At 72.3% G+C, this 26,451-nt stretch carries 22 protein-coding genes and 1 pseudogene; 12 read left to right on the top strand and 11 right to left on the bottom strand.

Translation table 11 applies throughout. The features are described from left to right. From ACZ4VI_RS10985 to ACZ4VI_RS10975, 3 genes are all read left to right on the top strand, one after another. The gene (locus ACZ4VI_RS10985) at positions 1 to 1,497 is read left to right on the top strand and encodes a tripartite tricarboxylate transporter permease (protein WP_467998691.1); all 1,497 of its coding nucleotides are present in this window, start codon (positions 1 to 3) and stop codon (positions 1,495 to 1,497) included. Beyond that, positions 1,494 to 1,955, top strand: coding sequence for a GNAT family N-acetyltransferase (locus ACZ4VI_RS10980; RefSeq protein WP_467998689.1), 462 nt, complete (start codon positions 1,494 to 1,496; stop codon positions 1,953 to 1,955). Before ACZ4VI_RS10985 ends, ACZ4VI_RS10980 begins: the two co-directional genes overlap by 4 nt. Positions 1,956 to 2,030: 75 nt before the next feature. Beyond that, positions 2,031 to 2,441: a DUF6299 family protein gene (locus ACZ4VI_RS10975; protein WP_467998687.1), complete on the top strand. Its 411-nt coding sequence runs from the start codon at positions 2,031 to 2,033 to the stop codon at positions 2,439 to 2,441. A 178-nt stretch (positions 2,442 to 2,619) separates the two neighbouring features. Here ACZ4VI_RS10975 and ACZ4VI_RS10970 read toward each other — a convergent pair. Further along, a pseudogene (locus ACZ4VI_RS10970) lies at positions 2,620 to 3,099 on the bottom strand (ribonuclease FAU-1 family protein); the annotation flags it as partial. Next, the gene (locus ACZ4VI_RS10965; RefSeq protein ID WP_467998685.1) at positions 3,080 to 4,000 is read right to left on the bottom strand and encodes a GNAT family N-acetyltransferase; all 921 of its coding nucleotides are present in this window, start codon (positions 3,998 to 4,000) and stop codon (positions 3,080 to 3,082) included. The gene ACZ4VI_RS10965 and the pseudogene ACZ4VI_RS10970, both read right to left, overlap by 20 nt. Positions 4,001 to 4,062: 62 nt before the next feature. Between ACZ4VI_RS10965 and ACZ4VI_RS10960 the strand changes: the two genes are divergently transcribed. Beyond that, complete coding sequence (locus tag ACZ4VI_RS10960; RefSeq protein WP_467998683.1) at positions 4,063 to 4,437, top strand: GntR family transcriptional regulator; 375 nt, start codon at positions 4,063 to 4,065, stop codon at positions 4,435 to 4,437. Between the two features lie 687 nt (positions 4,438 to 5,124). On the opposite strand, the gene ACZ4VI_RS10955 is transcribed toward ACZ4VI_RS10960, so the two are convergent. From ACZ4VI_RS10955 to ACZ4VI_RS10940, 4 genes are all read right to left on the bottom strand, one after another. Beyond that, the gene (locus ACZ4VI_RS10955; RefSeq protein ID WP_467998841.1) at positions 5,125 to 6,252 is read right to left on the bottom strand and encodes a DUF5925 domain-containing protein; all 1,128 of its coding nucleotides are present in this window, start codon (positions 6,250 to 6,252) and stop codon (positions 5,125 to 5,127) included. 85 nt (positions 6,253 to 6,337) lie between these two features. Beyond that, the gene (locus tag ACZ4VI_RS10950; protein WP_467998840.1) at positions 6,338 to 7,114 is read right to left on the bottom strand and encodes a polysaccharide deacetylase family protein; all 777 of its coding nucleotides are present in this window, start codon (positions 7,112 to 7,114) and stop codon (positions 6,338 to 6,340) included. A 20-nt stretch (positions 7,115 to 7,134) separates the two neighbouring features. Then, positions 7,135 to 8,193, bottom strand: a complete 1,059-nt coding sequence (locus ACZ4VI_RS10945) for a glycosyltransferase family 2 protein (protein ID WP_467998681.1) — start codon at positions 8,191 to 8,193, stop codon at positions 7,135 to 7,137. Then, positions 8,190 to 9,020: a glycosyltransferase family 2 protein gene (locus ACZ4VI_RS10940; RefSeq protein ID WP_467998679.1), complete on the bottom strand. Its 831-nt coding sequence runs from the start codon at positions 9,018 to 9,020 to the stop codon at positions 8,190 to 8,192. Before ACZ4VI_RS10940 ends, ACZ4VI_RS10945 begins: the two co-directional genes overlap by 4 nt. Before the next feature lie 606 nt (positions 9,021 to 9,626). Here ACZ4VI_RS10940 and ACZ4VI_RS10935 point away from each other — a divergent pair. Next, positions 9,627 to 10,433, top strand: coding sequence for an SGNH/GDSL hydrolase family protein (locus tag ACZ4VI_RS10935; protein WP_467998677.1), 807 nt, complete (start codon positions 9,627 to 9,629; stop codon positions 10,431 to 10,433). Here ACZ4VI_RS10935 and ACZ4VI_RS10930 read toward each other — a convergent pair. After that, positions 10,417 to 12,018, bottom strand: coding sequence for a serine/threonine-protein kinase (locus ACZ4VI_RS10930; protein WP_467998675.1), 1,602 nt, complete (start codon positions 12,016 to 12,018; stop codon positions 10,417 to 10,419). The two genes, ACZ4VI_RS10935 and ACZ4VI_RS10930, sit on opposite strands and share 17 nt — an antisense overlap. Positions 12,019 to 12,352: 334 nt before the next feature. Between ACZ4VI_RS10930 and ACZ4VI_RS10925 the strand changes: the two genes are divergently transcribed. Then, complete coding sequence (locus ACZ4VI_RS10925) at positions 12,353 to 12,616, top strand: hypothetical protein (RefSeq protein ID WP_467998673.1); 264 nt, start codon at positions 12,353 to 12,355, stop codon at positions 12,614 to 12,616. A gap of 91 nt (positions 12,617 to 12,707) precedes the next feature. On the opposite strand, the gene ACZ4VI_RS10920 is transcribed toward ACZ4VI_RS10925, so the two are convergent. From ACZ4VI_RS10920 to hmgA, 4 genes are all read right to left on the bottom strand, one after another. Then, the gene (locus ACZ4VI_RS10920) at positions 12,708 to 13,904 is read right to left on the bottom strand and encodes a CaiB/BaiF CoA transferase family protein (RefSeq protein ID WP_467998671.1); all 1,197 of its coding nucleotides are present in this window, start codon (positions 13,902 to 13,904) and stop codon (positions 12,708 to 12,710) included. Positions 13,905 to 13,984: 80 nt separating this feature from the next. Then, positions 13,985 to 15,196 (bottom strand): type ISP restriction/modification enzyme, encoded by a 1,212-nt coding sequence (locus ACZ4VI_RS10915; protein WP_467998838.1) that lies wholly within the window; start codon positions 15,194 to 15,196, stop codon positions 13,985 to 13,987. Between the two features lie 44 nt (positions 15,197 to 15,240). Next, positions 15,241 to 15,990, bottom strand: a complete 750-nt coding sequence (locus ACZ4VI_RS10910) for a GntR family transcriptional regulator (protein WP_467998669.1) — start codon at positions 15,988 to 15,990, stop codon at positions 15,241 to 15,243. A 45-nt stretch (positions 15,991 to 16,035) separates the two neighbouring features. After that, positions 16,036 to 17,361 carry a homogentisate 1,2-dioxygenase gene (gene hmgA / locus ACZ4VI_RS10905; RefSeq protein ID WP_467998667.1) on the bottom strand — a complete coding sequence of 442 codons (1,326 nt, stop codon included), beginning with the start codon at positions 17,359 to 17,361 and terminating at the stop codon, positions 16,036 to 16,038. Between the two features lie 173 nt (positions 17,362 to 17,534). Here hmgA and ACZ4VI_RS10900 point away from each other — a divergent pair, with 173 nt between their 5' ends. The 6 genes from ACZ4VI_RS10900 to ACZ4VI_RS10875 all read left to right on the top strand — a co-directional run bounded on the left by ACZ4VI_RS10900 (position 17,535) and on the right by ACZ4VI_RS10875 (position 26,379). Then, the gene (locus ACZ4VI_RS10900; protein ID WP_467998665.1) at positions 17,535 to 19,640 is read left to right on the top strand and encodes a right-handed parallel beta-helix repeat-containing protein; all 2,106 of its coding nucleotides are present in this window, start codon (positions 17,535 to 17,537) and stop codon (positions 19,638 to 19,640) included. Positions 19,641 to 19,777: 137 nt separating this feature from the next. Beyond that, positions 19,778 to 20,590, top strand: a complete 813-nt coding sequence (locus ACZ4VI_RS10895; protein WP_467998837.1) for a hypothetical protein — start codon at positions 19,778 to 19,780, stop codon at positions 20,588 to 20,590. After that, entirely contained in the window at positions 20,587 to 21,888 is a 1,302-nt protein-coding gene (locus tag ACZ4VI_RS10890; protein ID WP_467998663.1) for a hypothetical protein, read from the top strand. Before ACZ4VI_RS10895 ends, ACZ4VI_RS10890 begins: the two co-directional genes overlap by 4 nt. 24 nt (positions 21,889 to 21,912) lie before the next feature. After that, the gene (locus ACZ4VI_RS10885) at positions 21,913 to 22,545 is read left to right on the top strand and encodes a TetR/AcrR family transcriptional regulator (RefSeq protein WP_467998661.1); all 633 of its coding nucleotides are present in this window, start codon (positions 21,913 to 21,915) and stop codon (positions 22,543 to 22,545) included. Positions 22,546 to 22,626: 81 nt separating this feature from the next. Further along, entirely contained in the window at positions 22,627 to 24,822 is a 2,196-nt protein-coding gene (locus ACZ4VI_RS10880; RefSeq protein WP_467998659.1) for a molybdopterin oxidoreductase family protein, read from the top strand. A 159-nt stretch (positions 24,823 to 24,981) separates the two neighbouring features. Then, positions 24,982 to 26,379 (top strand): CitMHS family transporter, encoded by a 1,398-nt coding sequence (locus ACZ4VI_RS10875; RefSeq protein WP_467998658.1) that lies wholly within the window; start codon positions 24,982 to 24,984, stop codon positions 26,377 to 26,379. The last annotated feature ends 72 nt before the right edge of the window (positions 26,380 to 26,451 follow it).

Genomic DNA, 26,451 nt, shown 5'->3' with positions numbered 1-26,451 from the left:
ATGGACTCACTGAACTCCCTGATCGACGGATTCGGTACGGCCCTCACCCCGATGAACCTGCTGTGGGCCGCCATCGGCGTGCTCCTCGGCACCGCCATCGGCGTCCTGCCCGGCATCGGCCCCGCCATGGCGGTCGCCCTGCTGCTCCCGGTGACGTACGGACTCGAACCCACCGGCGCCTTCATCATGTTCGCCGGCATCTACTACGGAGCCATGTTCGGCGGCTCCACCACCTCGATCCTGCTCAACACCCCCGGCGAGAGCGCGGCCGTCGTCGCCGCCATGGAGGGCAACCCCATGGCCAAGGCGGGCCGCGGCGCCCAAGCCCTCGCGGCCGCCGCCATCGGCCACTTCACCGGCGGCATGATCGGCACGCTCCTCCTTGTCGCCCTCGCCCCGACCGTCGCCGCGCTCGCCGTCGACATCGGCGCGCCCGACTACTTCGCCATCATGGTCCTCGCCTTCATCGCGGTGACCTCCGTCCTCGGCTCCTCCCGCATCCGCGGCCTCGCCTCGCTCCTCATCGGCCTCACCCTCGGCCTGGTCGGCCTCGACCAGATGACCGGCCAGCAGCGCCTCACCTTCGGCTCGCTCCAGCTCGCCGACGGCATCGACGTCGTGATCGTCGCGGTCGGCCTCTTCGCCATCGGCGAGGCCCTGTGGGTCGCCGCCCACCTGCGCCGTACGGCCGGCGAGGCCATCCCGGTCGGACGGCCGTGGCTCGGCAAGGACGACGTCAAGCGCACCTGGAAGTCCTGGCTGCGCGGCCCCGTCATCGGCTTCCCGTTCGGCGCGATACCGGCCGGCGGCGCCGAGATCCCGACCTTCCTCTCGTACGTCACCGAGAAGCGGCTCTCCAAGCACAAGGACCAGTTCGGCAAGGGCGCCATCGAGGGCGTCGCGGGACCCGAGTCCGCCGCCTCCGCGTCCGCGGCCGGCACGCTCGTCTCCATGCTGACCCTGGGCCTGCCGACGACGGCCGTCGCCGCCGTCATGCTCGCCGCCTTCCAGCAGTACGGCATCCAGCCCGGACCGCTCCTCTTCGAACGCGAACCCGACCTGGTCTGGGGCCTGATCGCCTCGCTCTTCGTCGGCATGGTCCTGCTGCTCGCGCTCAACCTGCCGCTCGCGCCCGTCTGGGCCAAGCTGCTCCGCATCCCGCGTCCGTACCTCTACGCCGGCATCCTCTTCTTCGCCGCCGTCGGCGCGTACGCGGTCGGCGGCGAGGCGCTCGACCTGGTCATCCTGCTGCTCATCGGCCTGATCGGCTTCGGCATGCGGCGCTACGGACTTCCCGTCCTGCCCGCCGTCATCGGCGTCATCCTCGGCCCGGCCGCGGAACAGCAGCTGCGCCGCGCGCTGCAGATCAGCGACGGCTCGCTGACGGGTCTGGTCAACACGCCGTTCTCGGTGACCGTGTATGCGGTGATCGTGCTTCTGCTGGCCTGGCCGCTGGTGAAGAAGGTGATCATCCGCCGTCGTAACGTGTCGGTATGACTCAGGACATCCGGCTCGCAGTGACCTCCGACGTTCCGCGGGTGAAGGCCGTGACCGACGCGGCCTATCACCACTACATCGAACGGATCGGCCTCGTGCCGGGCCCGATGGAGGCGGACCACGCGGCGGACGTCGCTGCGGGGCGGGTGTTCGTCGCCGGTGACCCGGTGGTCGGCCTCGTGGTCCTCAGGACCGAGGCCGACCACCTGTATCTCGACAACATCGCCGTCCACCCCGACGCCCAGGGCACGGGCCTCGGCCGCCGCCTGCTGGCCTTCGTGGAAGCCCGCGCCCGCGAGCTCGGACTGCCCGAGATCCGGCTGCTCACCAACGCGATGATGTGGGAGAACCAGAAGACGTACGAGCGGTACGGCTACGAGGTCGTCGAGCGCCGACTGGACGGACCGTACGATCGTATTCACTACCGGAAGCGGCTCAACTCGCCCCCGATCGGGTGAGTTTCGGACACGATGCGGCTTGATCCGGTATCCCTGGCCGGGCGATACACCCCCCACCCCGAAGGGATCCCCCTGATGCGTGTCCGTCTTGCCCTCGCCGCAGGCGCACTCCTCGCCGCCACCGCGACCACCGCCTACGCGGCCCCCGTCGATGACCTCTCCATCGACGCGTACGGAACCGTCGCCGACGACGGCACGGTCACCCTCACCGGCACGTACCGCTGCCTCGACGACAGCGCCGGCCCGGTCTTCGTCAGCAGCACGCTCGTCCAGGAGACCCGTTCCCACGGCATCGGCGGCACCCGGGCCGTCTGCGACGGCCAGGTGCACGACTGGACCAACTCCGGCGTCGTGAACAGCCCCACTTACCGGACGGGCGCGGCGCGCGTGCAGGCCACGCTGATGCAGCTCACGCCCTCCGGCCCGCTGGGCGTGCCGCTGCCGGGCTTCCTCGCCGCCGAGCAGTCGGACGTCATCCTCGGCTGACGCCGAGCCGTGGGACGAGCCCGTCCTTGCCGAGCCGGTCCTTGCCGAGGTCATTCTCGCCGAGGTCGTCCCGGCTGACGCCGAGTCCTTGGGCGGGGCCGTCCTCGCCGAGGTCGTCCCGGCTGACGCCGAGTCCTTGGGCGAGCCCGTCCTTGCCGAGGCCGAGCAGCCGGACGAGGCCCTCGCGGCCGAGGAGTTCGAGCTCGTCCAGGGCCATGACGGCGCGGTCCGCCGCCTCCGGGTCGGAGGCGGCCAGGCCGCTCGCCTCGAACTCGTCCTCGTCCAGCCGCAGCACCTCGCTGCCGTCCGCCGACACCCACAGGTCGAGGTCCAGGTCCTCGACCACCACCTCGGCGCGGCCGGCCCCGGTGCCGCCGACCTCGGCCGGCCGGGTGACGTCGCAGTACCAGCCCTTGAGCGCCCCGTCCGAGGAACGGACCTCCTTGACCGCGTACCAGCGGTCGCGCCAGTAATGCTCCACGAACACGTCACCCGGCTCGAACCGTACGAAGCCGAAGTCCCGCACGCCCTCGGCGGCCCAGGGGGCGCGGACGGTCAGCCGGGTGCCGTCGTCCGAGAGGACGTCGGCGGAGTAGCGGATCTTCGTCCGCCCTGCCTTCATCAGGACCACGTCGACCTCAGCCGAGCGTGCGGACATGGCGTACCTCCGTCGCGCAGATCTCGTAACCGAACCACTTGTTGATCGCCAGCATCGGCCCGTTGCCGGTGTCGTTCCCCGTGAACGCCTCCGTGCGGCCCGCGGCGCGCGCGAGGTGCAGGGACCGGTTCTTGACGAGCTTGGCCAGACCCCGGCCGCGGGCGTCGGGGTGCGTGCCGGTCATCCCGGAGCCGTAGCGGCCCAGGCCGTCGGTCTGGGCGGCACTGAACGCGACGGGCCGACCGTCGGCGACGGCGACCGTGGTCAGCTCGCGGTCGAGCAGCGGGTGCTCCCAGGTGGTCGCCAGCCAGTGCTCGTAGTCCGTCAGCTCGGCGCCCACGTCGCCGGGCTCGTCGGCCGTGGTCAGCGCGTCGAGCACGAACAGGGGGTGCGGGTCGGCCGTGAAGTCGGCGGCCGTGCGCAGCTCGACGCCGGGCGGCGGCTCCTGGAGCGGCGGCAGGACGGCGGTCGTCAGATCGAGGCGGAGGAAGTGCGCGGAGCGGCTGGGGGTGTAGCCGTGCCGCTCGGCGAAGGCGCGGAAGTCCGGCGCGTCGAGGACCCAGCTGTAGAGCGTGGTGGCGCCGCACTCCGCGAGGTGCTCCTCGGAGGCCCGCAGCAGGAGTGTGCCGGCGCCGTGGCCGCGCCGGTCGGGGTGTACGTAGATGTTGACGGAGCCGATGCCGGTCTCCGGCGCGTCGTGCGCGATGCCGAGCTGGGAGGTGCCGACGATCTCGCCGTCGATCTCGGCGACGAGGGGGCGCGCGTGGGCGTCGGGATGGGCGTGCCCCCAGTCGTGGGCCACCTGGGCGCCGCTGGCGAGCATGAACGGGAGCGCGGCGCGCCGTACGAGGGCGAAACCCTCGGCGTCCTCGGGGCGCACATCACGGACGAGCACAGTCATGGTGCCGCACGCTATGCGGGGGAGTGGCGCGGCCGCCTCCCATTTTCGGCAGAATCGGGGCCGTGACATTGCGAATCACCGTGGACACGGAATCTTCGACCGCCCCGTACGAACAACTCCGCGCCCAGATCGCCGAACGCGCCCGCTCCGGCGCGCTGCCGGTCGGCTACAAGCTCCCGACGGTACGGGGCCTGGCGGAGGAACTGGGCCTGGCGGCGAACACGGTCGCCAAGGCGTACAAGTCGCTGGAGGCGGACGGCGTCATCGAGACCCGCGGCCGCCACGGCACGTTCGTCGCAGCGGCGGGCGACGCGGCGACCCGCCTGGCGGCGAGCGCGGCGGCGACGTACGCAGCCGAGGCGAGGCGCCTGGGCCTGAGCCGCGAAGCGGCGGAGTCGGCGGTGGAGGACGCCTTGCGGGCGACGTACGAGAGTTGACTCCCCCACCCCGCCCCTTCCCGAGACCCTGCCGGGGGCTCGTGGGGGAGGGGGTTTCGGGGACTCCGCCCCCGGCCCCGAGGGGCGCCGGCTTCGCGGCGCGGGGATCGGCCCCCGGCCCCGAGGGCGCCGGCTTTGCGGCGCGGGGTTCGGCCCCGTCCCCCCGAGGGATCGGCTTTACGGCGCAGAGCGCCGTCCCCGGCGCCGAGGGGCGCCGGCTTCGCGGCTTGGGGAGCGAGTTTCACGGCTCCGCGCCGGGCGTCCCGAGGAGAGCGCCAGCTTCGCGGCGCGGGGCTCCGCCCCCCGGCCCCCGAGGGCGCCGACTTCGCGGTGCGGGGATCCCCCTCGGCCCGGAGGGCGTCGGCTTTTGCGGTGCGGGGATCGGCCCTCGGCCCGGAGGGCGTCGGCTTTGCGGTGCGGGGATCGGCCCTCGGCGCCGAGGGCGCGCCGGCTTCGCGGCGCCGGGCTCTGCTCCCGGTCCCGAGGGGCGCCGGCTTCGCGGCGCGGTGGTGTCGCATGACCGTTGTGGGCCATCGTCCCGCTGGGGGTCCCCCCAGGACGAAGTCCTAGGGGGAGGGACGGGTGGGCACAACCCACGACGAGCGGTGCCCGTTTCGGTGCCGTTCCGCAAGGCCCTGGGCACGGGGGCACAGGCTCGGCTCCTCCGAGGGCTCGCCACGCCCCGGGCTACAGGTACATCCCCGCGTCCGGGGTCCTGGGCTCCGGGAGGCCGGGGGCCGGGGTGCCTCGGCGGAGGGCGAAGAGCTCGGCCAGGGTCGCGCCATCCGCCGGAACCCCCTCCTCCGCGCCCAGCCACCCCACCGCCTCTCTCCGCGTCAGCCCCCCGACCTCGATCCGCGCCAGGCACCGGCCGGGGCGGACCACCGCCGGGTGGAGCCGCTCCAGGTCCTCGTTCGTCGTGACCCCCACGAGCACGTTGCGGCCCTGGCCGAGCAGCCCGTCCGTCAGGTTCAGGAGCCGGGACAGCGCCTGCCCCGCCGTGTGCTTCGCCTCGCCGCGGATCAGCTCGTCGCAGTCCTCCAGAAGCAGCAGCCGCCACCGCCCCTTCGCCGTACCCTCGTCCTCGCCAATCGCGATGTCCATCAGATAGCCGACGTCGTTGAAGAGCCGCTCCGGGTCCAGCACGCAGTCCACCTGGCACCAGTCCCGCCACGACCTCGCCAGCGTGCGCAGCGCGGACGTCTTGCCCGTCCCCGGCGGCCCGTGGAGCAGCAGCAGCCGGCCCGCGATGTCGTCCGGGGTGACCTTCATCAGCCGGTCCATCGCCTCCGCCACCGGCGCCGTGTAGTTGGCCCGGATCTCCTCCCACGTCCCGGCGCTGATCTGCCGGGTCGTACGGTGCGGGCCGCGCCGCGGCGACACGTACCAGAAGCCCATCGTGACGTTCTCGGGCTGCGGTTCGGGCTCGTCCTTCGCCCCGTCCGTCGCCTCCTTGAGGATCCTCTCCGCCAGCTCCGGCCGGGTCGCGGTGACCGTCACGTCCGCGCCCCGGTTCCAGCGGGAGATCAGCAGCGTCCAGCCCTCGCCCTCCGCGAGCACGGCGGCGCGGTCGTCGTCCTTGGCCGCGCGCAGCACCGTCGCCCCGGCCGGCAGGAGCGTCGCGGCGGGCTTCACCCGGTCCAGGGTCGTGCTGTACGAGTGCGGCTGCTCGCCCGTCGCGAAACGGCCGAGGAACAGCGCGTCGATGACGTCGGACGGCGAGTCGCTGTCGTCGATGGTGAGGCGGAGGGGCAGCGCCCGCTCCGGCTCGGACGGCGCGGACTCCTCGGATGGCGTGGCTGACATGGCGACCATGATCCGGCAACCGGGCATTCCGTGCACGGTGTTTTGAACGGGACGATCCGGGGGCCGCCGAACGGCCCCGGAATCCCCCCGCCCCTCAGAGCGGCCCGTACCGCCCGGCCGCCCGCAGCGCACCGCGGGTCCGGCGTACCACCGCGTACCCCTTCGTCAGCGCCCGGTCCACGGCGAACGTCCGCCCGATCGCCCGGCCTTCGAGCAGTCGTTCGAACTCCTCGATCCGGGTGGACCGCCGCACGGTCAGCCGCTCCAGCGCGTACGGCCCCTGTCGCCGCCGCGCCGTCGCGTTCCCCACCGCGAGCGCCTGGGCGTAGCCCGTCGCCCGGACCGTCCGCCGGACGCGCCGGTCGGAATACCCGTACGGATAGGCGAAGGACACCGGCGCGCGGCCCAGCTCCTCGCGGACGATCTCCTTGCAGCGCAGGGTCTCGTACCAGAGCCGCCGCGCGTCGACCTGGTCGAGCTGCGGGTGGGTGTGGGTGTGCCCGCCGATCTCCGTGCCGGCGGCGGCCAGTTCGCGGACCTGGTCCCAGTCGAGCATGGTGTCCAGGGCGCCGCCCTCGTCGTACGTCCCCCGCAGCCAGCCCGTGGAGACGAACAGCGTCGACGCGAAGCCGTGCTTGGCGAGCACGGGCAGCGCGTGCCGGTGCACACCCTCGTACCCGTCGTCGAAGGTGATCAGGACCGGGCGCGCGGGCAGGCTCCGTCCCGCGCGCCAGGCCCCGGCCAGTTCGGCCGTGGTGAGCGGGGTGAACCCGCGGTCGGCCAGGACCGCCATCTGCGCGGCGAACGCCTCGGGGGAGACGGACAGCCGACGGGTGGCCGGAGCGGGCTCGTGGTCCACGGCGTGGTACATCAGGATCGGTACGGGCTCGTTCACACGACCACCTCCGAAGCGGGCGGCGCCGCCGGAGCCGCCTCCGCCCCCGTCGACCCGTCCGACCACGACGGAATCGGCCCCGACGAGAACGTCGCCCCGCCCCCGCGCGCCCGCAGCGCCCCCCGTACGTATCCGCCGGCCGCCATCGCCACGCCCGCCACGATCGCGCCCGCGCGGCCGGCGCCGCCCGGGCGTCCGAGCAGGGCGTCGCGCAGGCCGCGTACGACGCCGGTCGGCAACACCCGGGTGGTGTACCGCCGTTCGGCCTCCAGGCCCCGCCCCGCGCCGACGCTCTTCGAGACGAGGGCCTTGGAGAGCCCTTCGGCGTACGTCCGGGTACGGAAGTAGCCGAAGCGCTCGCGCGCGGCCGGGACCTTGTGGTGGATGACGGACCGGTCGTCGATCAGCAGGACCGCGTCGGGGAGGGCCTGGGAGAGCCGGATGCAGAGCTCCGTCTCCTCGCAGCCGAGGGGCCGCCGGTCGCCGTCCCTCCCGATGCCGGTGGCGAAGCCGCCCGCCGCGTCGAAGGCCGTACGCCGGAAGGAGGCGTTGCCGCCCAGCACATTGCGTACCCGGACCCGCCCCGGCGGCAGACCGCGGTACGTACAGCCGACGACCCAGTCGAACTCCTTGGGGAACCAGTCCGGTCGCCGGCCCGACGCCCAGGCGGGCACGGTCCGCCCGCCGACCGCCATCACCCGCGGGTCGTCGTACCCCTCCGCGAAGTACTGCAGCCAGTCCCGCTCGGCCACGGCGTCGTCGTCGAGGAAGGCCACGAACTCGCCGCGGGACGCGGCGATTCCGGTGTTGCGTCCGGAGGACAGGCCGCGGGGGCCCGCGTTGGCGAGCACCCGCACCTCCTCCTCATCATCGAGACGCCTGTCCGTGAACTGCTCGGCCAGCCGGGCCAGGAGACGCTCGTTGTGGTCGACCACGAGCAGGATCTCCTGTGCCGGATGCGACTGGTTCCGTACGGATTCGACCGCCGCGAGGATGTCCTCCCAGCGCTCCTCCGTGTAGACGCAGATCACGACCGAGAACCGGCGGTCGCTCAAGACGCCTCTCCCCGGGGGATGTTGACCGAGAAGGTGTTCGGCCTGCGGCGGGCCGCGCGTCTGACGCCCTTCTCCTTGAGGATGACCTTGAGCACCCGGATGCCGTCCCGTACGGCGTTGAGGTTGCTGACGCCGTGGATGCGCAGGTACTCGTGGCTGGGCACCTCCTGGACCTTGAGGCCGGCCTTGACGACCCGGATGTTGATCAGGGTCTCGATCTCGAAGCCGGTGCAGTCCAGGGTGATCTTGTCGAGGCAGTGGCGCCAGAAGGCGTTGTAGCCGTAGCAGAGGTCGGTGTAGCGGGCGCCGAACTTGCGGTTGACCAGGGCGCACAGCGCCCAGTTGCCGAGCCGGCGGATTCGCGTCATGTCGTCCGTGCCACCGCCGTTGGCGAAGCGCGAGCCCTTGGCGAAGTCGGCGCCGCCGACCAGGGCGGAGACGTACGAGACGATCTCCTGGCCGTCCGCGGAGCCGTCCGCGTCGACCATCACGATGATGTCGCCGGTGCAGGCGGCGAATCCGCTGATCAGGGCGTCGCCCTTGCCCTTGCCGACCTGCTTGACGACCTTGACGTCGGGCCGGAGTTCCCGGGCCACATGGACGGTGTTGTCGGTGGAGTTTCCGTCGACGAGCACGACTTCGTGGATCCAGTCCGGGAGGGACTTGAAGACGTAGGGCAGATTTTCCGCCTCGTTCATCGCCGGGATGACGACGCTCACCGGTGGCGTGATCGCCAAATGCGAGGTGATCGCCTTGTATTGGGCTGCTATTCGGCTCTGGTCCACTGCTTCGTGGCCGGTGACGGCCGGGCGCAGGAATGAGCTCATGAGTGGTGTTTCCCTCTCGTCCGGTGGACCGCCCACCCCCGGGCTGTCCGGTGGTCTGTCCGGTTACGAAAGGGGGGTACTCACCCCGTCCGTGCAGCGACGATCGCCGTACGGCATGGGTGAGTTGGCATCTCAAGCCGCGCGGCACGCGACTCGGTGCACGCAAGCGCGCACCGAGCACAGCACCCCCCTACCGCGCCCCGCTCCGGTACCACCACAGCGCTCGAGCCCTCCCCAGAGCCGTTGGCGCCATGGACCGATGCGGGTGAGATGTACGACGGTATTGATGAATAGGACCGTATGGCAAGTACTGGATCGACGACTCCCCTTTCTGGTAATTGGCGAACCTTCGACGGTCAGATGCGAACCGTCCCGATCGGTTTTTCACCATCCGTGTGTCCGAAGGTGTCATGGGGGCTGAACGAAACTCCTGCGCAATTCCCCCGCCATCATTTCGATCGAAGATCCATCAGCTGGCTTGATCTCGACGGTCCCTGACGGACAGTCGGCGGCAACCCGCCAAATCTCCTTGGCATGGACACTTCCAGCATGGCCGGACCGCTGCTACTACCTAGTAACGCAGAGATCCTGCTACAGGGAGGTTCCATGAAACTGTCCCGATTCGCGGCAATCTCATCCTCACTCCTGCTCGGCGCCGTCCTCGCCCTGACCGGGGCGGGAGCCGCCCAGGCCGCCGAAACCGCCGCGCTCGACTACGTGGCGCTCGGTGACTCGTACTCCTCCGGTGTCGGCGCGGGGAGTTACGACAGCGCCAGCGGCAACTGCAAGCGCTCCACGAAGGCCTACCCCGTCCTCTGGAAGAACGCGAACTCACCCTCGTCCTTCGCGTTCACGGCATGCTCGGGCGCCCGAACGGGTGATGTCACGAGCGGGCAGCTCGGACCCCTCTCCACCGCCACCGACCTGGTCTCCATCACCGTCGGAGGCAATGACGCCGGCTTCGCGGACGTCATGACCACCTGCGTCACGTCGTCGGAAGCCACCTGTATCGAGCGAGTGAATCAAGCCAAGGCCTACGTCGACACCACCCTGCCCGGGAAGCTCGACGCGGTGTATTCGGCCATCAGATCCAAGGCTCCGAACGCCCGGGTCGTCGTCCTCGGCTACCCGCGCTTCTACAAGCTCGGCGGCAGCTGCATCGCCGGGATGAGCGAGGGCAAGCGCGCCGCCATCAACGGGGGCGCCGACCACCTCAACGCCGCCACCGCCAAGCGCGCGGCCGACCACGGCTATACCTTCGCCAGTGTCGTCACCGCCTTCACCGGACACGAGATCTGCTCCGGCGCGGCCTGGCTGCACAGCGTCAACTGGTTCAACATCGGCGAGTCGTACCACCCCACCGCCTCCGGCCAGTCCGGCGGCTATCTGCCCCCCTTCAGGGCCGTGGCGTAGGCGAGTCACTCGGGTAGGTGGCCCCGCCCGTCGGGGTCGCCTGCTCACAGGTCACCGCAAACGCCACCCAGTTCGAGCGCTTCTCGACCGGAGCGCGTACCTCCATCCTGATCCGGTCGCGGTGTGTGCCGTCCGCCCGGTGGGTCAGCTCCGTGTGGTCGACCTGCTTCTCCTTCGGCCCGCCCGCCGGGAATTCCAGCTTCTGCCAGCCGTCCTTCGCCGAGCTCTCCCCGCTCTCCGTGACCCAGCGGTACTCCACCGAGGCGGGCGTGTGCCCCACCGTCAGCGTGGCGGCGAAGGCGGGGGCCTGGGCCTCGGGTGGCGGGCACGCGCCGCTGTAGCTGCCGCGCACGGCCCGCACGTACACCAGGACCGTCGGTACCGGCGGTGGCGTGGTGGTGCGTGTGGCCGTCGGGCCGCTCGGGGTGGCGGACGTGGTGGTGGGAGAGCCGGTCGAGGGCGTGCCCGTCGCCGGCGGACTCGTCGCCGGGGCGCTGCTCGTGGACCCGCCCCCCGGTCCCTGACCGCCGCCTCCGTTCCGCAGCAGCGCGTACGCCAGTCCGCCCACGGCGAGCAGCAGCAGGACGACCCCGGTCGCCAGGACGGCCACCGCCCGCCCGGAGCGGCCCTCCGAGGCCGAGGTCGGGGGCGATGGCGGTAGCGGGGCGGAGGACGCGGGCACGGGCTGTGGCAGGGGTGGAGTCGGCGTCGGGTCGGCGGTCATGACCGGGCGGCTCGGCTCGTACGGCTCCGAGGACACCGGCCCCGACCTCGCCGCGCCGCCCGCGCCCACGATCCGCAACTGCCTCTCCGCGTCGCCCGCTTGGAGACGCTCGCGCGGATCCTTGCGCAACAGGCCCTCGATCACCGGGGCGAGCGGCCCCGCCCGGCGCGACGGCGGAAGCTCCTCGTCCACCACGGCGCGCAGCGTGCTCAGGGGAGTCTCCTGCCGGAAGGGCGAACTGCCCTCCACCGCCGCGTAGAGCAGTACGCCCAGCGACCACAGGTCCGAGGCCGGGCCCGGCGTGCGGCCCAACGCCCGCTCCGGAGCCAGGAATTCGGGCGAGCCGATCAACTCGCCCGTCATCGTGAGACCGGACGTCCCCTCCACCGCCGCGATCCCGAAGTCGGTCAGGACGACCCGGCCGTCGTTGGCGAGCAGCACGTTGCCCGGCTTCACGTCCCGGTGCAGCACCCCCGCCTCGTGCGCGGCGCGCAGGGCCGCCAGGACCTCGGCGCCCATGAGCGCGGCGCGCCGCGGGGGCATCGGCCCCTCGGCCTCGATGACGTCGGACAGGGTCAGCCCGCGGATCAGCTCCATCACGATCCAGGGGCGGCCGTCCTCGGTGGCCACGTCGTAGACCGTCACCACGCCGCGGTGCGAGATCCGGGCGGCGGCCCAGGCCTCCCGCTCCAGGCGCGCGTACAGCCGGCGTACGTCGGAGGCGGCAAGACCGGCCGGAGCGCGGACCTCCTTCACGGCCACCTCGCGGCCGAGCACCTCGTCCCTGGCACGCCAGACGGTGCCCATGCCGCCCTGCCCGAGAACGTCCAGGAGCCGGTACCGCCCCGCGATCACGGTCATGGCGCGTCCCCATCCGTCGTCGGCCGGTGGAGCATTTCTGCCCCCGGTCCGGGGACTTCGAACACCGGGGCGGAATCGCGAGGTGATCTTGGTGGTGGAGATCACACATCGTCAGGTGACCACAGGTGACGCCCTTGCGTGCAGGATGGTTCGTGACGGTTCGCCAGGCGTTCGAGCGCAGTCCAACTCGCCCTGGAATCAGAAGGATTCGGACAGTAGTCGTCAACCCCCGTACGAGTGCGGTGAATCCTGCCGTCGGGATACACGAGTGTCACAGCGGAGCGATAGGGTTAACCTGCCCGGGCCGGGTGCCCTCTATAGGGTGGGGAGTGTCATGGAACAGATAGCAATGCGCAGCAGGCCGCGAGTGCCTGCCATCACATGCGGGAGCAGTGCGACCAGTTCGCGGCTCGACCGTCATCTCGCGGTGCTCGGCGGCCCCGTCGTGCCTCAGCGCGAGGCGGCCGAGGCGACGCTGCTGATGCGTGAGCTGACGTCGCGTGACGTCACGGAGCGCCACCGCAGCAAGAGTGCCCGCGTCTCGCTCTTCGCCCCTCTCCGCCGCCTCCGCCGCAGCCTCTTCGGCAGCAGGGGCTAAGGGGTCCCCTCAGGACGACGTCCTAGGGGGAGGGACGGTGGGCACAACCCGAACGACGGCGCGCGCCCACCCCGCTCACCCTGTGACCTCGTCACGCCACGACACCGTCCACCCGTAGCGCCCGCAGCTCCACCTCGGTGACCCCCAACTCGCCAAGGACCATGTCGGTGTCCTCGCCCAGCGCGGGGATGCGCCCCATCGGCGCCTCCGCCCCATCCGGAAAGACCACCGGCGGCAACAACGACCGCAGCGCCCCCACCGGCGACCCCACCTCCCGCCACCGCTCCCGCGCCGCCAGCTGCGGATGCTCCGCCAGATCCGCCACCGTGTTCAGCCGTGCACACGCGATCCCCGCCGCGTCAAGCCGCGCCAGCGCCTCCGCCGCCGTCAGCGGAGCCAGCGCCTCGGCCACCACCGCGTCCGTCTTCGCGCGACCGGCCACCCGCGCCGTGTTCGTCGCGAACGCCGGATCGTCCGCCAGATCCGGCCGTTCCAGCACCTGTGCGGCCAGTCGGCGCCACTCGCGGTCGTTCTGGACCGACAGCAGCACCAGGCTCCCGTCGGCCGTCGGATAGGCGTCGTACGGCGCGATGACGGCGTGCGCCAGACCGGTGCGCGCCGGGGCCGTGCCCCCGTGCATCCCGTGGTGCAGCGGATGCCCCATCCACTCGGCCAGCGAGTCGAGCAGCGACACCTCCACCGGCCCGCCCCGCCCTGTCGTCCCGCGTCGCACCAGCGCGGCGAGGACGCCCGCGTACGCGTACATCCCCGCCGCGATGTCGGCCGCCGGGATCCCCGACTTCACCGGCTGCTCCTCGGTCCCGGTCACCGACACCAGACCCGCCTCGCACTGCACGAGCATGTCGTACGCCCGCTTGTGCGCGTACGGTCCGCCCGGCCCGTACCCCGAGATGTCGACCGCGATCAGCCGGGGATGCGCCGCGCAGAGTGTGGCCGCGTCCAGGCCGAGCCGGGCCGCCGCGCCCTGCGCCAGGTTCTGTACGAAGACGTCGGCGCCGGCCACAAGGCGTCGGACCAGGCCGAGCCCGCGCCCGTCCTTGAGGTCGACGGCCACCGACTCCTTCCCGCGGTTGCACCAGACGAAGTGCGAGGCGAGCCCCCGGGCCGCCGTGTCGTACCCGCGCGCGAAGTCACCGCCGTCCGGGCGCTCGATCTTGATGACACGGGCGCCCAGATCGGCGAGCTGGCGCGTGGCGAAGGGGGCGGCGACGGCCTGTTCGACCGCGACGACCGTGATCCCCTCCAGGGGGAGTGGCTGAGTGCTCATGACAGCCCTGCCTACCCTGCGGACGGGGCCTTGTCACCGTCGCCCTCGTCACGTGGTGAGGGCTCGTCGTGAGGGTTCGTTCAGAGCAGCGCGAACTGGCCCTCCGGGCCCTCCTCCTGGTGGTCCAAGACGGAGGCGGGGCGGCGGGCCGCGCCCGGTACGGGCAGCACACCCGCCTCCCGCAGTGCGGCCCGGGTCAGCCGCGGCCCTTCCGTGAGAGCCCCCCGCTCCCCGTCCCGCTCGGCGAGCAGCGCGAGCACCGTGACGAGCTCCAGGAGTTCGGAGGTCCACTCCTGCGGCCAGGCCGCCGGGCCCATCGCCTCCAGGGTGCCGGGTTCGGCGGGCGCGGTGCGGTGCGCGAACCACTGCTCCAGCATCCGTACACCCCCGACATGGAAGTCCCACGCCTCGGCGGGTACGGGCGAGATCCTGCCCTCGTCGAGGGTCAGGGTCTCCTCCCTGGGCTCGTACGCGAGCGTGGTGGGCCGTGCCGGGATGGGCGCCCGGACATAGGGGCGCCGGCCGCCGGGAAGGCGGGGCCGCTCGCCGCCGCGGGCGCCCCGCAGCTGGATGTCCGTGAGCCTCCGGCCCAGCTCGACGCCCCTGGACCAGACGTCCGGGTCCGCCGGGAGCGGGACGCGGCAGCCGGCGGAGGAGGGGCGGGCGGCCGCCAGGGCCCAGGCCAGGACGTCGGGGGCGGTGACCTGACACCCGTACCGTTCGCTGAGCAGAGGCAGCAGACCGGGGGAGACGTTCGGCTCCTCGCCCCTGGGGCGCCGGAACAGCGGACGGATCCGGCCGGGCCGCCCGGCCGGGGAACGGCCTGCGGGCAGCGCGGCGGTCACCAGAAGGGCGGGACCGGCCGCACCCGGCACGTACCCCTGCTCGACGGCGAAGAGCTGGTGCTCGTCGGCGACCCGCCACAGCTCCGGGCGGGCCGTGTCGATGAGGCGGTGATCGGGGAGCAGCCACTGTTCGTCGAAGGGGCCGTGCGCCAGCCGGACCGGCTCCGGGCACGGCCCCGACTCGCGGGCGAACCGGACCGTGCCGGTCCGCTGCCCGGGCAGCGCGGCCACCGCACTCGACGGCGTACGCGCCCGGCTGGGCCGGAACAGCTCCGCGCGCTCCTCCCCTTCCGCCGCGACCAGCCGGTTCCAGCGCTCGCGCAGCGTGCGGACGTCCGGCGCCACGATCCACGACCGGCCCAGCCGCAGCGGCGCGACGGACCACGGCATCAGCTCGTCCAGGAGGGGCGCGTCGTCCAGCGGTACGTCATCGGTCACGCCCAGCATGCTAGACACGGGACTCAGTGCGCCTCCACCTGCTGGACACGGACTCAGTGTGCCTCCACCGTCACGGTGAAGGAGAACCGGTCGCCCCGGTACCGGATCCGGGCTACGTCCACCACCCGGCCGGCCTCGTCGTAGGTGACGCCCGTGTAGTGCAGGATCGGCGAGAGCAGCGGCACCTTGAGCAGTGCCGCCGTCTCCGGGTCCGCGAGCCGCGCCTCGACGGTGTCCGTGATCCGGCTGATCCGGACCCCCATCACATCCCGCAGCACCTTCGTCATCGGCCAGCGCTCCAGATCGGCCGGGTCGAGACCGGCCGCGACCTCGGGTCGTACCGCGTTCTGCGCCCAGTTCGTGGGCTCGCCGCTCTCCCCGTCGCGCCGCAGCCGCCGGTACGCGATCACCTCCGCGACATCGGGGAAGTACTCGGCGAGCTCGCCTGGCACCGGCTCGGCGCCGTGGCCGAGGACCGTGGTCCGCTCGCCGGACTGCTGGGCCACGATGGCGTCGATCGAGCCGAGCAGCCGGCGCGGGGTCGAACGGCGGGCGCCCGGCTCGATGAACGTGCCGCGCCGCCGGTGCCTGCTGATCAGGCCCTCCTCCTCCAGCTCCTTGAGTGCCTGGCGCATCGTCAGCACGCTCACGCCGTAGTGGGCGGCGAGCTGCTCCTCCGTGGGCAGCCGCAGCGAGGCGTCGGGCGTGCGGCCCAGTATGGAGGCGCGCAGCGACTGCGAGACCTGATACCAGAGCGGCAGCTTGCGGTTCAGGACCAGCGAGTCGGGGGCGAAGGCGGTCACGGCGTTCTCCGTACGACGACTGGGAGACTCGACGGCTACGAGACTCTACGGCCGGAAGTGGCGCTCAAGACCCTGCCATACGTCGTCGTAGCCCCTCTGCAGGTGGTCGGCGCCCGCGGCCTGGCCGGTGGCGGTGACCGGCCAGCGGGTCTCGAACATGAAGGCCAGACCGTCGTCGATCTTCTGCGGCTTCAGCTCGGCGGCGCTGGCCTTGTCGAACGTCTCCCGGTCCGGGCCGTGCGCGGACATCATGTTGTGCAGCGAGCCGCCGCCGGGGACGAAGCCTTCGGCCTTCGCGTCGTAGGCGCCCTCGATGAGGCCCATGTACTCGCTCATCACGTTGCGGTGGAAGTACGGCGGCCGGAAGGTGTCCTCGCCGACCAGCCAGCGCGGCGCGAAGACCACGAAGTCGACGCCCGCGAGGCCGGGGGTGTCGGTCGGCGAGGTGAGGACCGTGAAGATCGACGGGTCCGGGTGGTCGTACGAGATGCTCCCGATGACGTTGAAACGGCGCAGGTCGTAGACGTACGGGGTGTGGTTGCCGTGCCAGGCGACGACGTCGAGCGGGGAGTGGCCGTACGTCGCCGACCAGAGGTTTCCGCAGTACTTGTTGACGACCTCGACCGGGCCCTCGACGTCCTCGTACGCGGCGACCGGCGCCCGGAAGTCGCGGGCGTTCGCGAGGCCGTTCGCGCCGATCGGGCCGAGGTCCGGGAGCTGGAAGGGAGCCCCGTAGTTCTCGCAGACGTACCCGCGGGCGGTCTCGTCCAGGAGCTCGACGCGGAACCGGACGCCGCGCGGGATGAGCGCGACCTCGCCGGGGTGGGCGGCGAGCAGGCCCAGTTCGGTACGGAGGAGGAGGCCGCCGCGCTCGGGGACGATCAGCAGCTCGCCGTCGGCGTCGCTGAAGACCCGCTCCATGGAGGCGTTCGCGTGGTAGAGGTGCACGGCCATGCCCGTGCGCTGGGTCGTGTCGCCGTTGCCGCCGAGCGTCCAGAGGCCGGCCAGCCAGTCCGTGCCCGGCGCCGGGTCGGGGAGCGGGTTCCAGCGCAGCCGGTTGGGGTCCGGCACGGTCTCGGTGAACGGCGCGGAGCGGACGGCCCCGTTGTCGACCCGGGTGAACGGGGGGTGCGCGGCCGAGGGGCGGATGCGGTAGAGCCACGAGCGGCGGTTGTGGGCGCGCGGCTCGGTGAACGCGCTGCCGCTCAGCTGCTCGGCGTACAGCCCGAGGGGTGCGCGCTGCGGCGAGTTGCGGCCGTGCGGCAGCGCGCCGGGGACCGCCTCCGAGCTGTGCTCGTTGCCGAACCCGGTGCTGTACGTCAGCGCCTCGGCGGTCTTCCGTGCCAGTTCCGTGGCCTGTTCCGTGGTCATCGCCCGCTCCTGTCCTGAGCCCGCAGAGGAATCCTATGGAGGACCGTAGGATTCCGCGACCGCTCACGTCAACGGGGCGCTCGCGTCGAACGAGGTCTCGGTTCGGGTCTTGGTTCGACGTGATGCGTGCACGAGGGGTTCCAAAAGATGAACATTGCTCTACTCTCACGCGCATGTCGTGGACCCGCAGGCTCCTTGTCGCGCTCTCGGTCGTTATCGCGGCGCTCGCCGCCGCCCTTGTCACCGCCTCCGGGGCCCAGGCCCACGAGGAGCGGCCCGTCACCTTCCCCGACGGCTCCGGCAGCGTGCCGACGCTGCGTACCGGGGAGCCCGATCTCCTGGTCTGCAAGACGGACCGGGCCGACTTCACCCGCCGGGTCTCGGGATTCCCGGCCGAGCTGAAGGCCCGGAACCTGGCCCTCTTCGACCGCTGTACGCGCAGCGGCTTCCGCCATCTCCAGGAGGCCGTGGACGCCGTCGACAAGCCCGGGATGACGATCGCCGTCCTGCCCGGCCTGTACGAGGAGGAGCCCTCGCAGCCCGCGCCGACCGGCGCCTGCGCCGCGCTGAAGGCCCCCAGGTCGGCGCTCGGCTACCAGATCCTGTCCTACGAGCAGCAGAAGCAGTGCCCGCACAACCAGAACCTGGTCGCGATCCTCGGCAAGAAGGACCTTCAGATCGAGGGCACCGGCGCCTCCCGCCTCGACGTCGTCCTCGACGCGAAGTACACCAAGCTCAACGCCCTGCGGGCCGACGGCTCCGACGGCATCTACTTCCGCAACTTCACTGCCCAGCGGACCACCTTCAACTCGCTGTACGTGCTGGCGGCCGACGGCTTCGTCATCGACAACGTGCTGACCCGGTGGAACGACGAGTACGGCTTCCTGACCTTCGCCTCCGACCACGGCCTGTACAAGAACTGCGAGTCGTACGGCAACGGTGACTCCGGCATCTACCCCGGCTCGGCGTCCGACATCAACGACGGCCGCGGCTACGACGTCCCGCGCTACTCCATCGAGATCACCGGCTGCCGCAGCCACCACAACATGGTCGGTTACAGCGGCACGGCGGGCGACTCGGTGTGGGTCCACGACAACGAGTTCGACCACAACATGGGCGGTGCCTCCATGGACTCCGCCTTCCCCGGCCACCCCGGACTCCCGCAGAACCACGCCCGCTTCGAGCGGAACCTGATCCACGACAACAACGAGAACTACTACCGGTACGTCGCCGACGGCACCTGCGCCAAGCCGCCCGTCGAGCGCGGCTACGAGCAGGGCGTCGTCTGCCCGCAGATCTCCATGCCGCCGGGCACCGGCATCATCACGGCGGGCGGCAACTGGAACCTGTACGAGGACAACTGGGTGTACGGACACCAGCGCGCCGCCTTCTTCCTGAGCGCCGTCCCCGCCCACATCCGCGGCGAGTCGGCCTGGGGCAAGCAGACCGACACCTCCCACCACAACCGCTACGCCGGCAACCACCTGGGCGTCGACAAGTCCGGCGCCTCCCGGCCCAACCGCACGGACGTGTGGTGGGACGGCCAGGGCGGCGGCAACTGCTGGCAGTCCGACGGTAGGACGTCCGGGGCGTCGACCCCCGGCGCCCTGCCCGAGTGCGGGACGCGCCGCGGTGAGGTCTCCGGGAACACCGACAGGCTCGTGGGCGAACCGGCCAAGCTCGCCCACCTGCTGGTGTGCGCCGACTACAACGTCCAGGCGCGTCGGCTGCCCGCGGGCTGCGACTGGTACGGCGCGCGAGGGATCCAGCGCGTCGAGACCCAGCTCGCCCTGGGGATCGCCGTCGTGCTCGCCCTCGTCGGCGGCGTCCTGTGGTGGCGCCGGCTCCGTGGCAACCGCCTCTCGGGCGTCGCGACCCTCCTGGGACTCGTCGGCCTGGCCCTGGACGTGGCGGGCTCCACGCTGAGCCTGACCTCCGGCCCTCTCCCGGCCCTCGCGCTCCTCCTGATCGGCGCCTGGTGGACGGCCCTTGGCCTCGCCCTGCGCCCGACCCGCCCCGCCTTCGCCTGGACCACCCTCGCCCTGGGCGCCCTCACCCTCCTCGACGCCTTCGACAAGGCGGTCCTGATGATCCCCTGGATCCCCCTCAGCCCCGCGTGGCTGCGCGGCCTGCTCGCGGTGGTGTGGGTGCTGTGGGCCGCGGCGGTCGCGGCCCGGCGCGCCCCTGGGGGAGCGGACGACCACGAACCCACCCAGGCCCCCGGTCCGGCTCCGGTCACCGCGGCCGCGCGCGAGGCGAACGCCGGGGAGCCGTCGTGAGGCGCGTGGTGGGGCGTGTTGCGGTGCCCGGCGTGGGGCGCGTGGTGGTGCGCGTCGCGGTGCCCGGCGTCGGGCGCGTGGTGGTGCGCTTCGCGGCGCCCGGCGTGAGGCGCGTTGCCGCGCCCGGCGTGGCGCGCGTGGCGGCCGCGACTGGCCGCCCCACGTCCCGTCGGGTCGCAGTCCTCGCCGGGGTCGTCCTCGCCGTCGTCCTGGCCGCCGCCGGGTGTGGTGGGCGGGCCACCACCCACCACAAGCCCGGCACCGGCCATCAGGAGGCGACCGCGGGCAGTGGCACGCTGCTCGCGGCGAAGGACGAGGGCGGACACCGGCTGCGGGAGGTGCCGGCCGCAGGGGCGCCCGCCGTACGCGTCGAGGTGCGGCCCGACGCCGAGGGCGGCTGGAACATCCACCTCGCCGTGGAGAGGTTCCGCTTCACCCCCGAGAGCGTCGGCGGCGCGGCCATCCCGGGCCGCGGCCACGCCCGCCTTCTGGTCGACGGCAAGGAGACCGCCCGCCTCTACGGCCCCTGGCACCACGTCCCGCCCGGCGCCCGCGCCGTCACCGTCCGCCTCCACGCGGACGACCACACCGCCTGGGCGGTCGCGGGCAAGCCGGTCGGGGCCACCGTCCCCCTCGCCGCCACCGCGCCCCCGACGGCGGCCACCGCCACCAGTACCGCCCCCGCCCCCGGCCGCACCGTCGAGATCACCATCACCGGCTCGTCCGTCCAACCACCCCCTTCCCGCATCGAGTTGAAGAAGGGCGAACAGCTCACCCTCCGTGTCACCAGCGACCGCGCCGACACCCTCCACGTCCACGGCTACGACCGCGAACTGCCCCTCCCCCCTGGCACATCCGGCTCCCTCACCCTCACTGCCGACCGCACCGGCCTCTTCGAGGTCGAGACCCACGAAGCGGGGCTCCTCCTGACCCAGCTCGTCGTCCGATGACCGCCCCCGCCCCCGCGCACCTCAACGCCCCCGCACACCTCCTCGCCCACGGCATCGGCTCCCAGCACGACCTCCCGCTCTCGCCCTTCTACGCCTACGCGGGAGCCTTCGCCGCGCTCTTCGTCTCCTTCCTCGCTCTCGGCCTGCTCTGGCCGGCCTCCCGTTACCGCGGCGCCCTGGCCGGCCGCCCGCTGCCCGTCGCCGTCCAGCGCCTCGCCGACGCCCCGGCCACCCGCACCGCCCTGCGCCTGCTCGGCACGGCCGCCGCCGCGACCGTCCTCCTCCACCTCCTCCTCGGTCCCGACGACCCCGACCGCAACCCCGCGCCCGGCGCCGTCTACGTCCTGCTCTGGGTGGGGCTCGTCCCCGCCTCCCTTCTCCTCGGCCCCGTCTGGCGCCTCCTGAACCCCCTGCGCGCGCTCCACGCCCTGCTCCCCGCTCCCCGCACCCCCCGTCCCCTGCCCGCCGGCCTCGGCATCCGCCCCGCCGCCGCGGGACTCCTCCTCTTCGCCTGGCTCGAACTCGCCGCCCCCGACCCCACGTCGACCACCACCCTCCTGACCTTCCTCGCCGTCCTCACGGCCACCGGCCTCCTCGGCGCCGCCCGCCACGGCCCCGACTGGTTCGCCCACGCCGACCCCTTCGAGGTCTACTCCTCCCTCCTCGCCCGGCTCTCCCCGCTCGGCCGCCGCTCCGACGGCCGCCTCGTCCTGCGCTCCCCCTTCAACGGCCTCGACTCCACCCCGCCGACCCCCGGCCTCGTCGCCACCGTCTGTGTCCTGCTCGGCTCCACCGCCTACGACGGCTTCTCCGACAACCCCCGCTGGATCACCACCCTCCAGACCTCCCCCCTCGGCCCGACCCTCACCGCCACCCTCGGCCTCCTCGCCGCCGTCGCCCTCGTCGCCGCCCTCTACGCCCTCTGCGCAGGCGCCCTGCGCCTGATGGATCGCGCACTCACCACCCCCCTCACCTCCTTCGCCCACTCCCTCCTGCCCATCGCCCTCGGCTATCTCGTCGCCCACTACTTCACACTCTTCGTCACCGAAGGACCACGTACCGTCATCGTGGCAGGGGGCACTGACAACGCCCCCTCGGCCGCCCCACCCCTGGCCCCCGGCGCCCTCGCCACCCTCCAGGTCGCCGCGATCGTCACCGGCCACGTCCTCGGTGTCGTCGCCGCCCACGACCGCGCCGTGCGCCTCTTCCCGCCCGCCCGGGCCGTGGCCGGGCAACTTCCCCTGTTCGCGCTGATGATCGCGTACACCCTCGGCGGCATCGGCCTGCTCATCGCCTGACCCGACCGCGAACGGAGCGGCATCATGGACCCCGTGCCCCAGCCTTCCCTCCGTCGCACCCCCGTCCAGCAGCGCAGCGCCGAGCGCCTCGCCCGGATCCTCGACGCCTGCGCCGAACTCCTCGACGAGACCGGGTACGAGCAGCTGAGCACCCGTGCCGTCGCCGTCCGCGCGGGCGTTCCCATCGGCTCCGTCTACCGCTTCTTCGGCAACAAGCGCGCCATGGCCGACGCCCTCGCCCACCGCAACCTCGACCGCTACGCCGAGCGGATCACCGCCCGCCTCGCGGTGGCCGGGCAGGTCGACGCGTACAGCGCGATCGACGGAGTCCTGGACGAGTACATCGCGATGAAGCGCACCGTCCCCGGCTTCGCGCTCGTCGACTTCGGCGTTCCCGCGCCCAGCGGTCCGGCGCCCGCCGGCGACGAAGCGTCCGGCGACGCCAACCATCTCGTCGCCGACCGTCTCTGCGGTCTCCTCGCCACCCATCTCGACCGCACCGCCGACGACGCCCTGCGCCGAAAGGTCCTCGTCGGCGTCGAGGCCGCGGACGCGCTGCTCCAACTCGCCTTCCGTACGGCCCCGTCCGGGGATGCCGCACTCATCGCCGAGACCCGCGAACTCCTCTACGCCTATCTCGCCCCCTCGCTGACGTGACCCCTCCCCACCGTGCGTACCGGTCGGTATGCTCGCTGGTGCCCGCGCGTTACCGCCGCCGCCCCGCCTCAGGGAGTCGCCATGTCCACCGCCCTGCGCATCTGCCCGCTCTGCGAAGCCACCTGCGGGCTGACCCTGACCCTCGACGGGACCCGGGTCACCAGCGCCCGCGGGGACCGCGACGACATCTTCAGCCAGGGGTTCATCTGCCCCAAGGGCGCCTCCTTCGCCGAGGTGGACGCCGATCCCGACCGGCTCACCGGGCCCCTCGTCCGCAAGGACGGCGCGCTGCGGGAGGCCACATGGGAGGAGGCGTTCGACACGATCGCCGCCCGGATCCGGCCCCTCATCGAGGCGTACGGGCCGAACGCGGTGGGTATCGTGCTCGGTAACCCGAACGTCCACACCATGGCCGGCGCCCTCTATCCGCCCCTGCTGATCGGCGCCCTGCGGACCCGGAACCTGTTCACGGCCTCCACGCTCGACCAGATGCCCAAGCACGTCTCCAGCGGACTGCTCTTCGGGGACCCCTTCGCCATACCCGTCCCCGACCTGGACCGCACCGGCCATCTCCTGATGCTCGGCGCCAACCCCCTGGACTCCAACGGCAGTCTCTGCACCGCGCCCGACTTCCCCGGCAAGCTCAAGGCGCTGCGCAGGCGCGGCGGCACCCTCACCGTCGTCGACCCGCGCCGCACCCGCACGGCCCGGCTCGCCGACCGCCATGTCTCCATCCGCCCCGGCGCCGACGCCCTCTTCCTCGCCGCGCTCGTCCACACCCTCTTCGCGGAGGACCTCGCCGCCCCCGGCGCGCTCGCCGAGCACGTCCTGGGCATGAAGGACGTACGGGAGGCGGTACGGGAGTTCACGCCCGAGGCCGTCGCCGCCGCCTGCGACGTGGACGCCGCCACCATCCGTACCGTCGCCCGCGAACTCGCCGCCGCGCCCACGGCCGCCGTCTACGGCCGGATGGGCAGCTCCACCGTCGCGTACGGCACCCTCGCCAACTGGCTCGTCGACGTCCTCAACGTCCTCACCGGCAACCTCGACCGCCCCGGCGGCGCGCTCTTCCCGCTCTCCGCCACCGCCCCCGCGCCCCGGCCGGCGGGCCCCGGCAAGGGCTTCACGCTCGGCCGCTGGACAAGCAGGGTCTCCGGCCACCCCGAGGCAAAGGGCGAGCTGCCCATGGCCGCGCTTGCCGAGGAGATCGAGACGGAGGGGGAGGGGTGCATCCGCGCGGTGATCACCCTCGCCGCCAACCCCGTCCTGTCCGCGCCCGACGGGCTGCGCCTCGACCGGGCGCTCGGCGCCCTGGACTTCATGGTCGCCGTCGACCCGTACCTCAACGAGACCACCCGTCACGCCGACGTCGTCCTGCCCCCGCCGCCGCCCTCCCAAAGCGCCCACTTCGACTTCGCCTTCAACAACTTCGCCGTCCGCGACCAGGCCCGCTTCACCCCGGCCGCCGTCCCTCTGGAAGAGGGACGCATGGACGAGTGCGAGATACACGCACGGCTGATCCTCGCCGTCTCCGGGATGCACGGCGCCCCGCCCTCGGCCGTCGACGACCTCGCCATCGACACGACCCTCGCCAAGGCCGTCGCCCAGCCCCATTCGCCCGTCCACGGCGCCGACCCCAAGGCCGTGGCGGCACAGCTGAGCGGGGCGACCGGGCCCCTGCGACGGCTTGACCTGATGCTCCGCCTCGGCCCGTACGACCTCACCCTCGACGACCTGCTCCGGGCGCCGCACGGCATCGACCTCGGCCCCCTGAAGCCCCGCCTCCCCGGGATCCTCAGGACCCGCAGCGGACGCGTCGAGCTGCTGCCCGAGCCGATCGCCGCCGACCTGCCCCGGCTGCGCGCCGCCCTCGACGCGGAACCGGGCGGCCTGGTGCTCGTCGGCCGCCGCCATCTGCGCTCGAACAACAGCTGGCTGCACAACGCGCCGTCCCTCAACGGCGGTTCGAACCGGTGCACCCTCCAGGTCCACCCGGACGACGCCGACCGGCTCGGTCTCGCCGACGGCAAACCGGCCCGGATCGCGGCCGAGGGCGGTGCCCTGGAGGTCGAGGTGGAGATCACCGACACCGTACGGAGCGGGGTGGTGAGCCTGCCCCACGGCTGGGGCCACGATCGGCCCGGCACCCGTCTCGCCGTCGCCGCCGCGCGCCCCGGCGTCAACGTCAACCAGCTCCTGGACGGCTCCCGCCTGGACCCGCTCTCCGGCACCGCCGTGCTCAACGGCTTCCCGGTGGAGCTGACGCCCCTGCCCTGACCCTGGGCCGGACCCCTGCCGTGACCTGGGGTTTTGCTCGTATTGCTCACGCGTCAACATCTTGTTAACAGCAGAAGAGGGCACCTAACGTCATCCGAACCGCCGCACCGGCGGGAGCCGCCCCGGTGTGAGTTCAAGGGTGAACGTGAGGTGTCCTCCATGCTGACCGTCCTCGGCTTCGCCATGATCGCGACCTTCCTGGTCCTGATCATGATGAAGAAGATGTCGCCGATCGCGGCGCTCGTCTTGATCCCCGCGCTGTTCTGTGTCGCCGTCGGACAGGGGGCACAGTTCGGCGACTTCGTCATCGAAGGCGTGGAGAAGCTCGCCCCCACCGCCGCGATGCTGATGTTCGCCATCGTCTACTTCGGCGTGATGATCGACGTCGGCCTCTTCGACCCGATCGTCCGGGGCATCCTGCGCTTCTGCAAGGCCGACCCGCTGCGGGTGGTGGTCGGTACGGCGGTACTAGCCGCGATCGTCTCGCTCGACGGCGACGGCTCCACCACGTTCATGATCACCGTCTCGGCGATGTATCCGCTCTACAAGCGGCTCGGGATGAGCCTGGTCGTGATGACCGGCGTCGCCGCCACCGCCAACGGCGTCATGAACACCCTGCCCTGGGGCGGCCCCACCGCCCGTGCCGCGACCGCGCTCAAGGTCGACGCGGCCGACATCTTCGTCCCGATGATCCCGGCTCTCGGCGTCGGCCTGCTCTTCGTCTTCGCCCTCGCGTACGTCCTCGGCCGCCGCGAGCGCAAGCGCATCGGCTACCTCACCCTGGACGAGGTCCTGGAGCCGCAGACCGAGACCGTCCTGGTGAAGGCGGGCGGCGGTGCGGGTGACGGTACGGACACGCCGCAGGCGTCCGGCGGCTCCGCCGGCGCACCGGGGCAGCCCGCCGAGGGCGAGGGCTTCCAGGGGCTCGACCCCAACCGCCCGACGCTGCGGCCCCGGCTGTACTGGTTCAATGCCGGTCTCACCGTCGCGCTGCTCACCGCGATGATCCTGGAGCTGCTGCCGATCCCGGTCCTCTTCCTGCTCGGCGCCGCGCTCGCGCTCACCGTCAACTACCCGAAGATGGCCGACCAGAAGGCCCGGATCGCCGCCCACGCCGACAACGTCCTCAACGTGACCGGCATGGTCTTCGCCGCCGCCGTCTTCACCGGTGTCCTCACCGGCACGGGCATGGTCAAGCACATGGCCGACTGGCTCGTGGGCGCCATCCCCGAGGGCATGGGCCCGCACATGGCGCTGGTCACCGGTCTGCTCAGCCTCCCGCTCACGTACTTCATGTCGAACGACGGCTTCTACTTCGGTGTCCTGCCGGTCCTGGCGGAGGCGGGCGCGGCCCACGGCGTGTCGCCGCTGGAGATCGCCAGGGCCTCGCTCGTCGGCCAGGCGCTGCACATGTCCAGCCCGCTGGTTCCGGCCGTGTACGTCCTGGTCGGCATGGCGAAGGTCGAGTTCGGCGACCACACGAAGTTCACGGTGAAGTGGGCCGCGCTCACGTCGCTGGTGGTGCTGGCGGCGGGGATCCTCTTCGGAATCATCTGACGCCAGGGCACAGGCCCCGGTCACCGACGGTGGCCGGGGCTTTCGGCTGTCCGGGGGATTCGAGGACTCGCG

It is taken from the genome of Streptomyces sp. NPDC029169 (genome assembly GCF_055563935.1).
The sequence above is the reverse complement of the archived record's forward strand: the minus strand, read 5'-3'. Positions and strand labels throughout refer to the sequence as shown.

Coding starts and splice junctions, on each gene's coding strand:
- ACZ4VI_RS10955 (WP_467998841.1), bottom strand. CDS start 6,252: ATGGTCGCCATGTCAGCCACGCCATCCGAGGAGTCCGCGCCGTCCGAG.
- hmgA (WP_467998667.1), bottom strand. CDS start 17,361: ATGACCACGGAACAGGCCACGGAACTGGCACGGAAGACCGCCGAGGCG.
- ACZ4VI_RS10885 (WP_467998661.1), top strand. CDS start 21,913: ATGGACCCCGTGCCCCAGCCTTCCCTCCGTCGCACCCCCGTCCAGCAG.
- ACZ4VI_RS10875 (WP_467998658.1), top strand. CDS start 24,982: ATGCTGACCGTCCTCGGCTTCGCCATGATCGCGACCTTCCTGGTCCTG.
- ACZ4VI_RS10925 (WP_467998673.1), top strand. CDS start 12,353: ATGGAACAGATAGCAATGCGCAGCAGGCCGCGAGTGCCTGCCATCACA.
- ACZ4VI_RS10900 (WP_467998665.1), top strand. CDS start 17,535: ATGTCGTGGACCCGCAGGCTCCTTGTCGCGCTCTCGGTCGTTATCGCG.
- ACZ4VI_RS10935 (WP_467998677.1), top strand. CDS start 9,627: ATGAAACTGTCCCGATTCGCGGCAATCTCATCCTCACTCCTGCTCGGC.
- ACZ4VI_RS10930 (WP_467998675.1), bottom strand. CDS start 12,018: ATGACCGTGATCGCGGGGCGGTACCGGCTCCTGGACGTTCTCGGGCAG.
- ACZ4VI_RS10975 (WP_467998687.1), top strand. CDS start 2,031: ATGCGTGTCCGTCTTGCCCTCGCCGCAGGCGCACTCCTCGCCGCCACC.
- ACZ4VI_RS10890 (WP_467998663.1), top strand. CDS start 20,587: ATGACCGCCCCCGCCCCCGCGCACCTCAACGCCCCCGCACACCTCCTC.
- ACZ4VI_RS10940 (WP_467998679.1), bottom strand. CDS start 9,020: ATGAGCTCATTCCTGCGCCCGGCCGTCACCGGCCACGAAGCAGTGGAC.
- ACZ4VI_RS10920 (WP_467998671.1), bottom strand. CDS start 13,904: ATGAGCACTCAGCCACTCCCCCTGGAGGGGATCACGGTCGTCGCGGTC.
- ACZ4VI_RS10915 (WP_467998838.1), bottom strand. CDS start 15,196: ATGCTGGGCGTGACCGATGACGTACCGCTGGACGACGCGCCCCTCCTG.
- ACZ4VI_RS10985 (WP_467998691.1), top strand. CDS start 1: ATGGACTCACTGAACTCCCTGATCGACGGATTCGGTACGGCCCTCACC.
- ACZ4VI_RS10965 (WP_467998685.1), bottom strand. CDS start 4,000: ATGACTGTGCTCGTCCGTGATGTGCGCCCCGAGGACGCCGAGGGTTTC.
- ACZ4VI_RS10950 (WP_467998840.1), bottom strand. CDS start 7,114: ATGTACCACGCCGTGGACCACGAGCCCGCTCCGGCCACCCGTCGGCTG.
- ACZ4VI_RS10980 (WP_467998689.1), top strand. CDS start 1,494: ATGACTCAGGACATCCGGCTCGCAGTGACCTCCGACGTTCCGCGGGTG.
- ACZ4VI_RS10880 (WP_467998659.1), top strand. CDS start 22,627: ATGTCCACCGCCCTGCGCATCTGCCCGCTCTGCGAAGCCACCTGCGGG.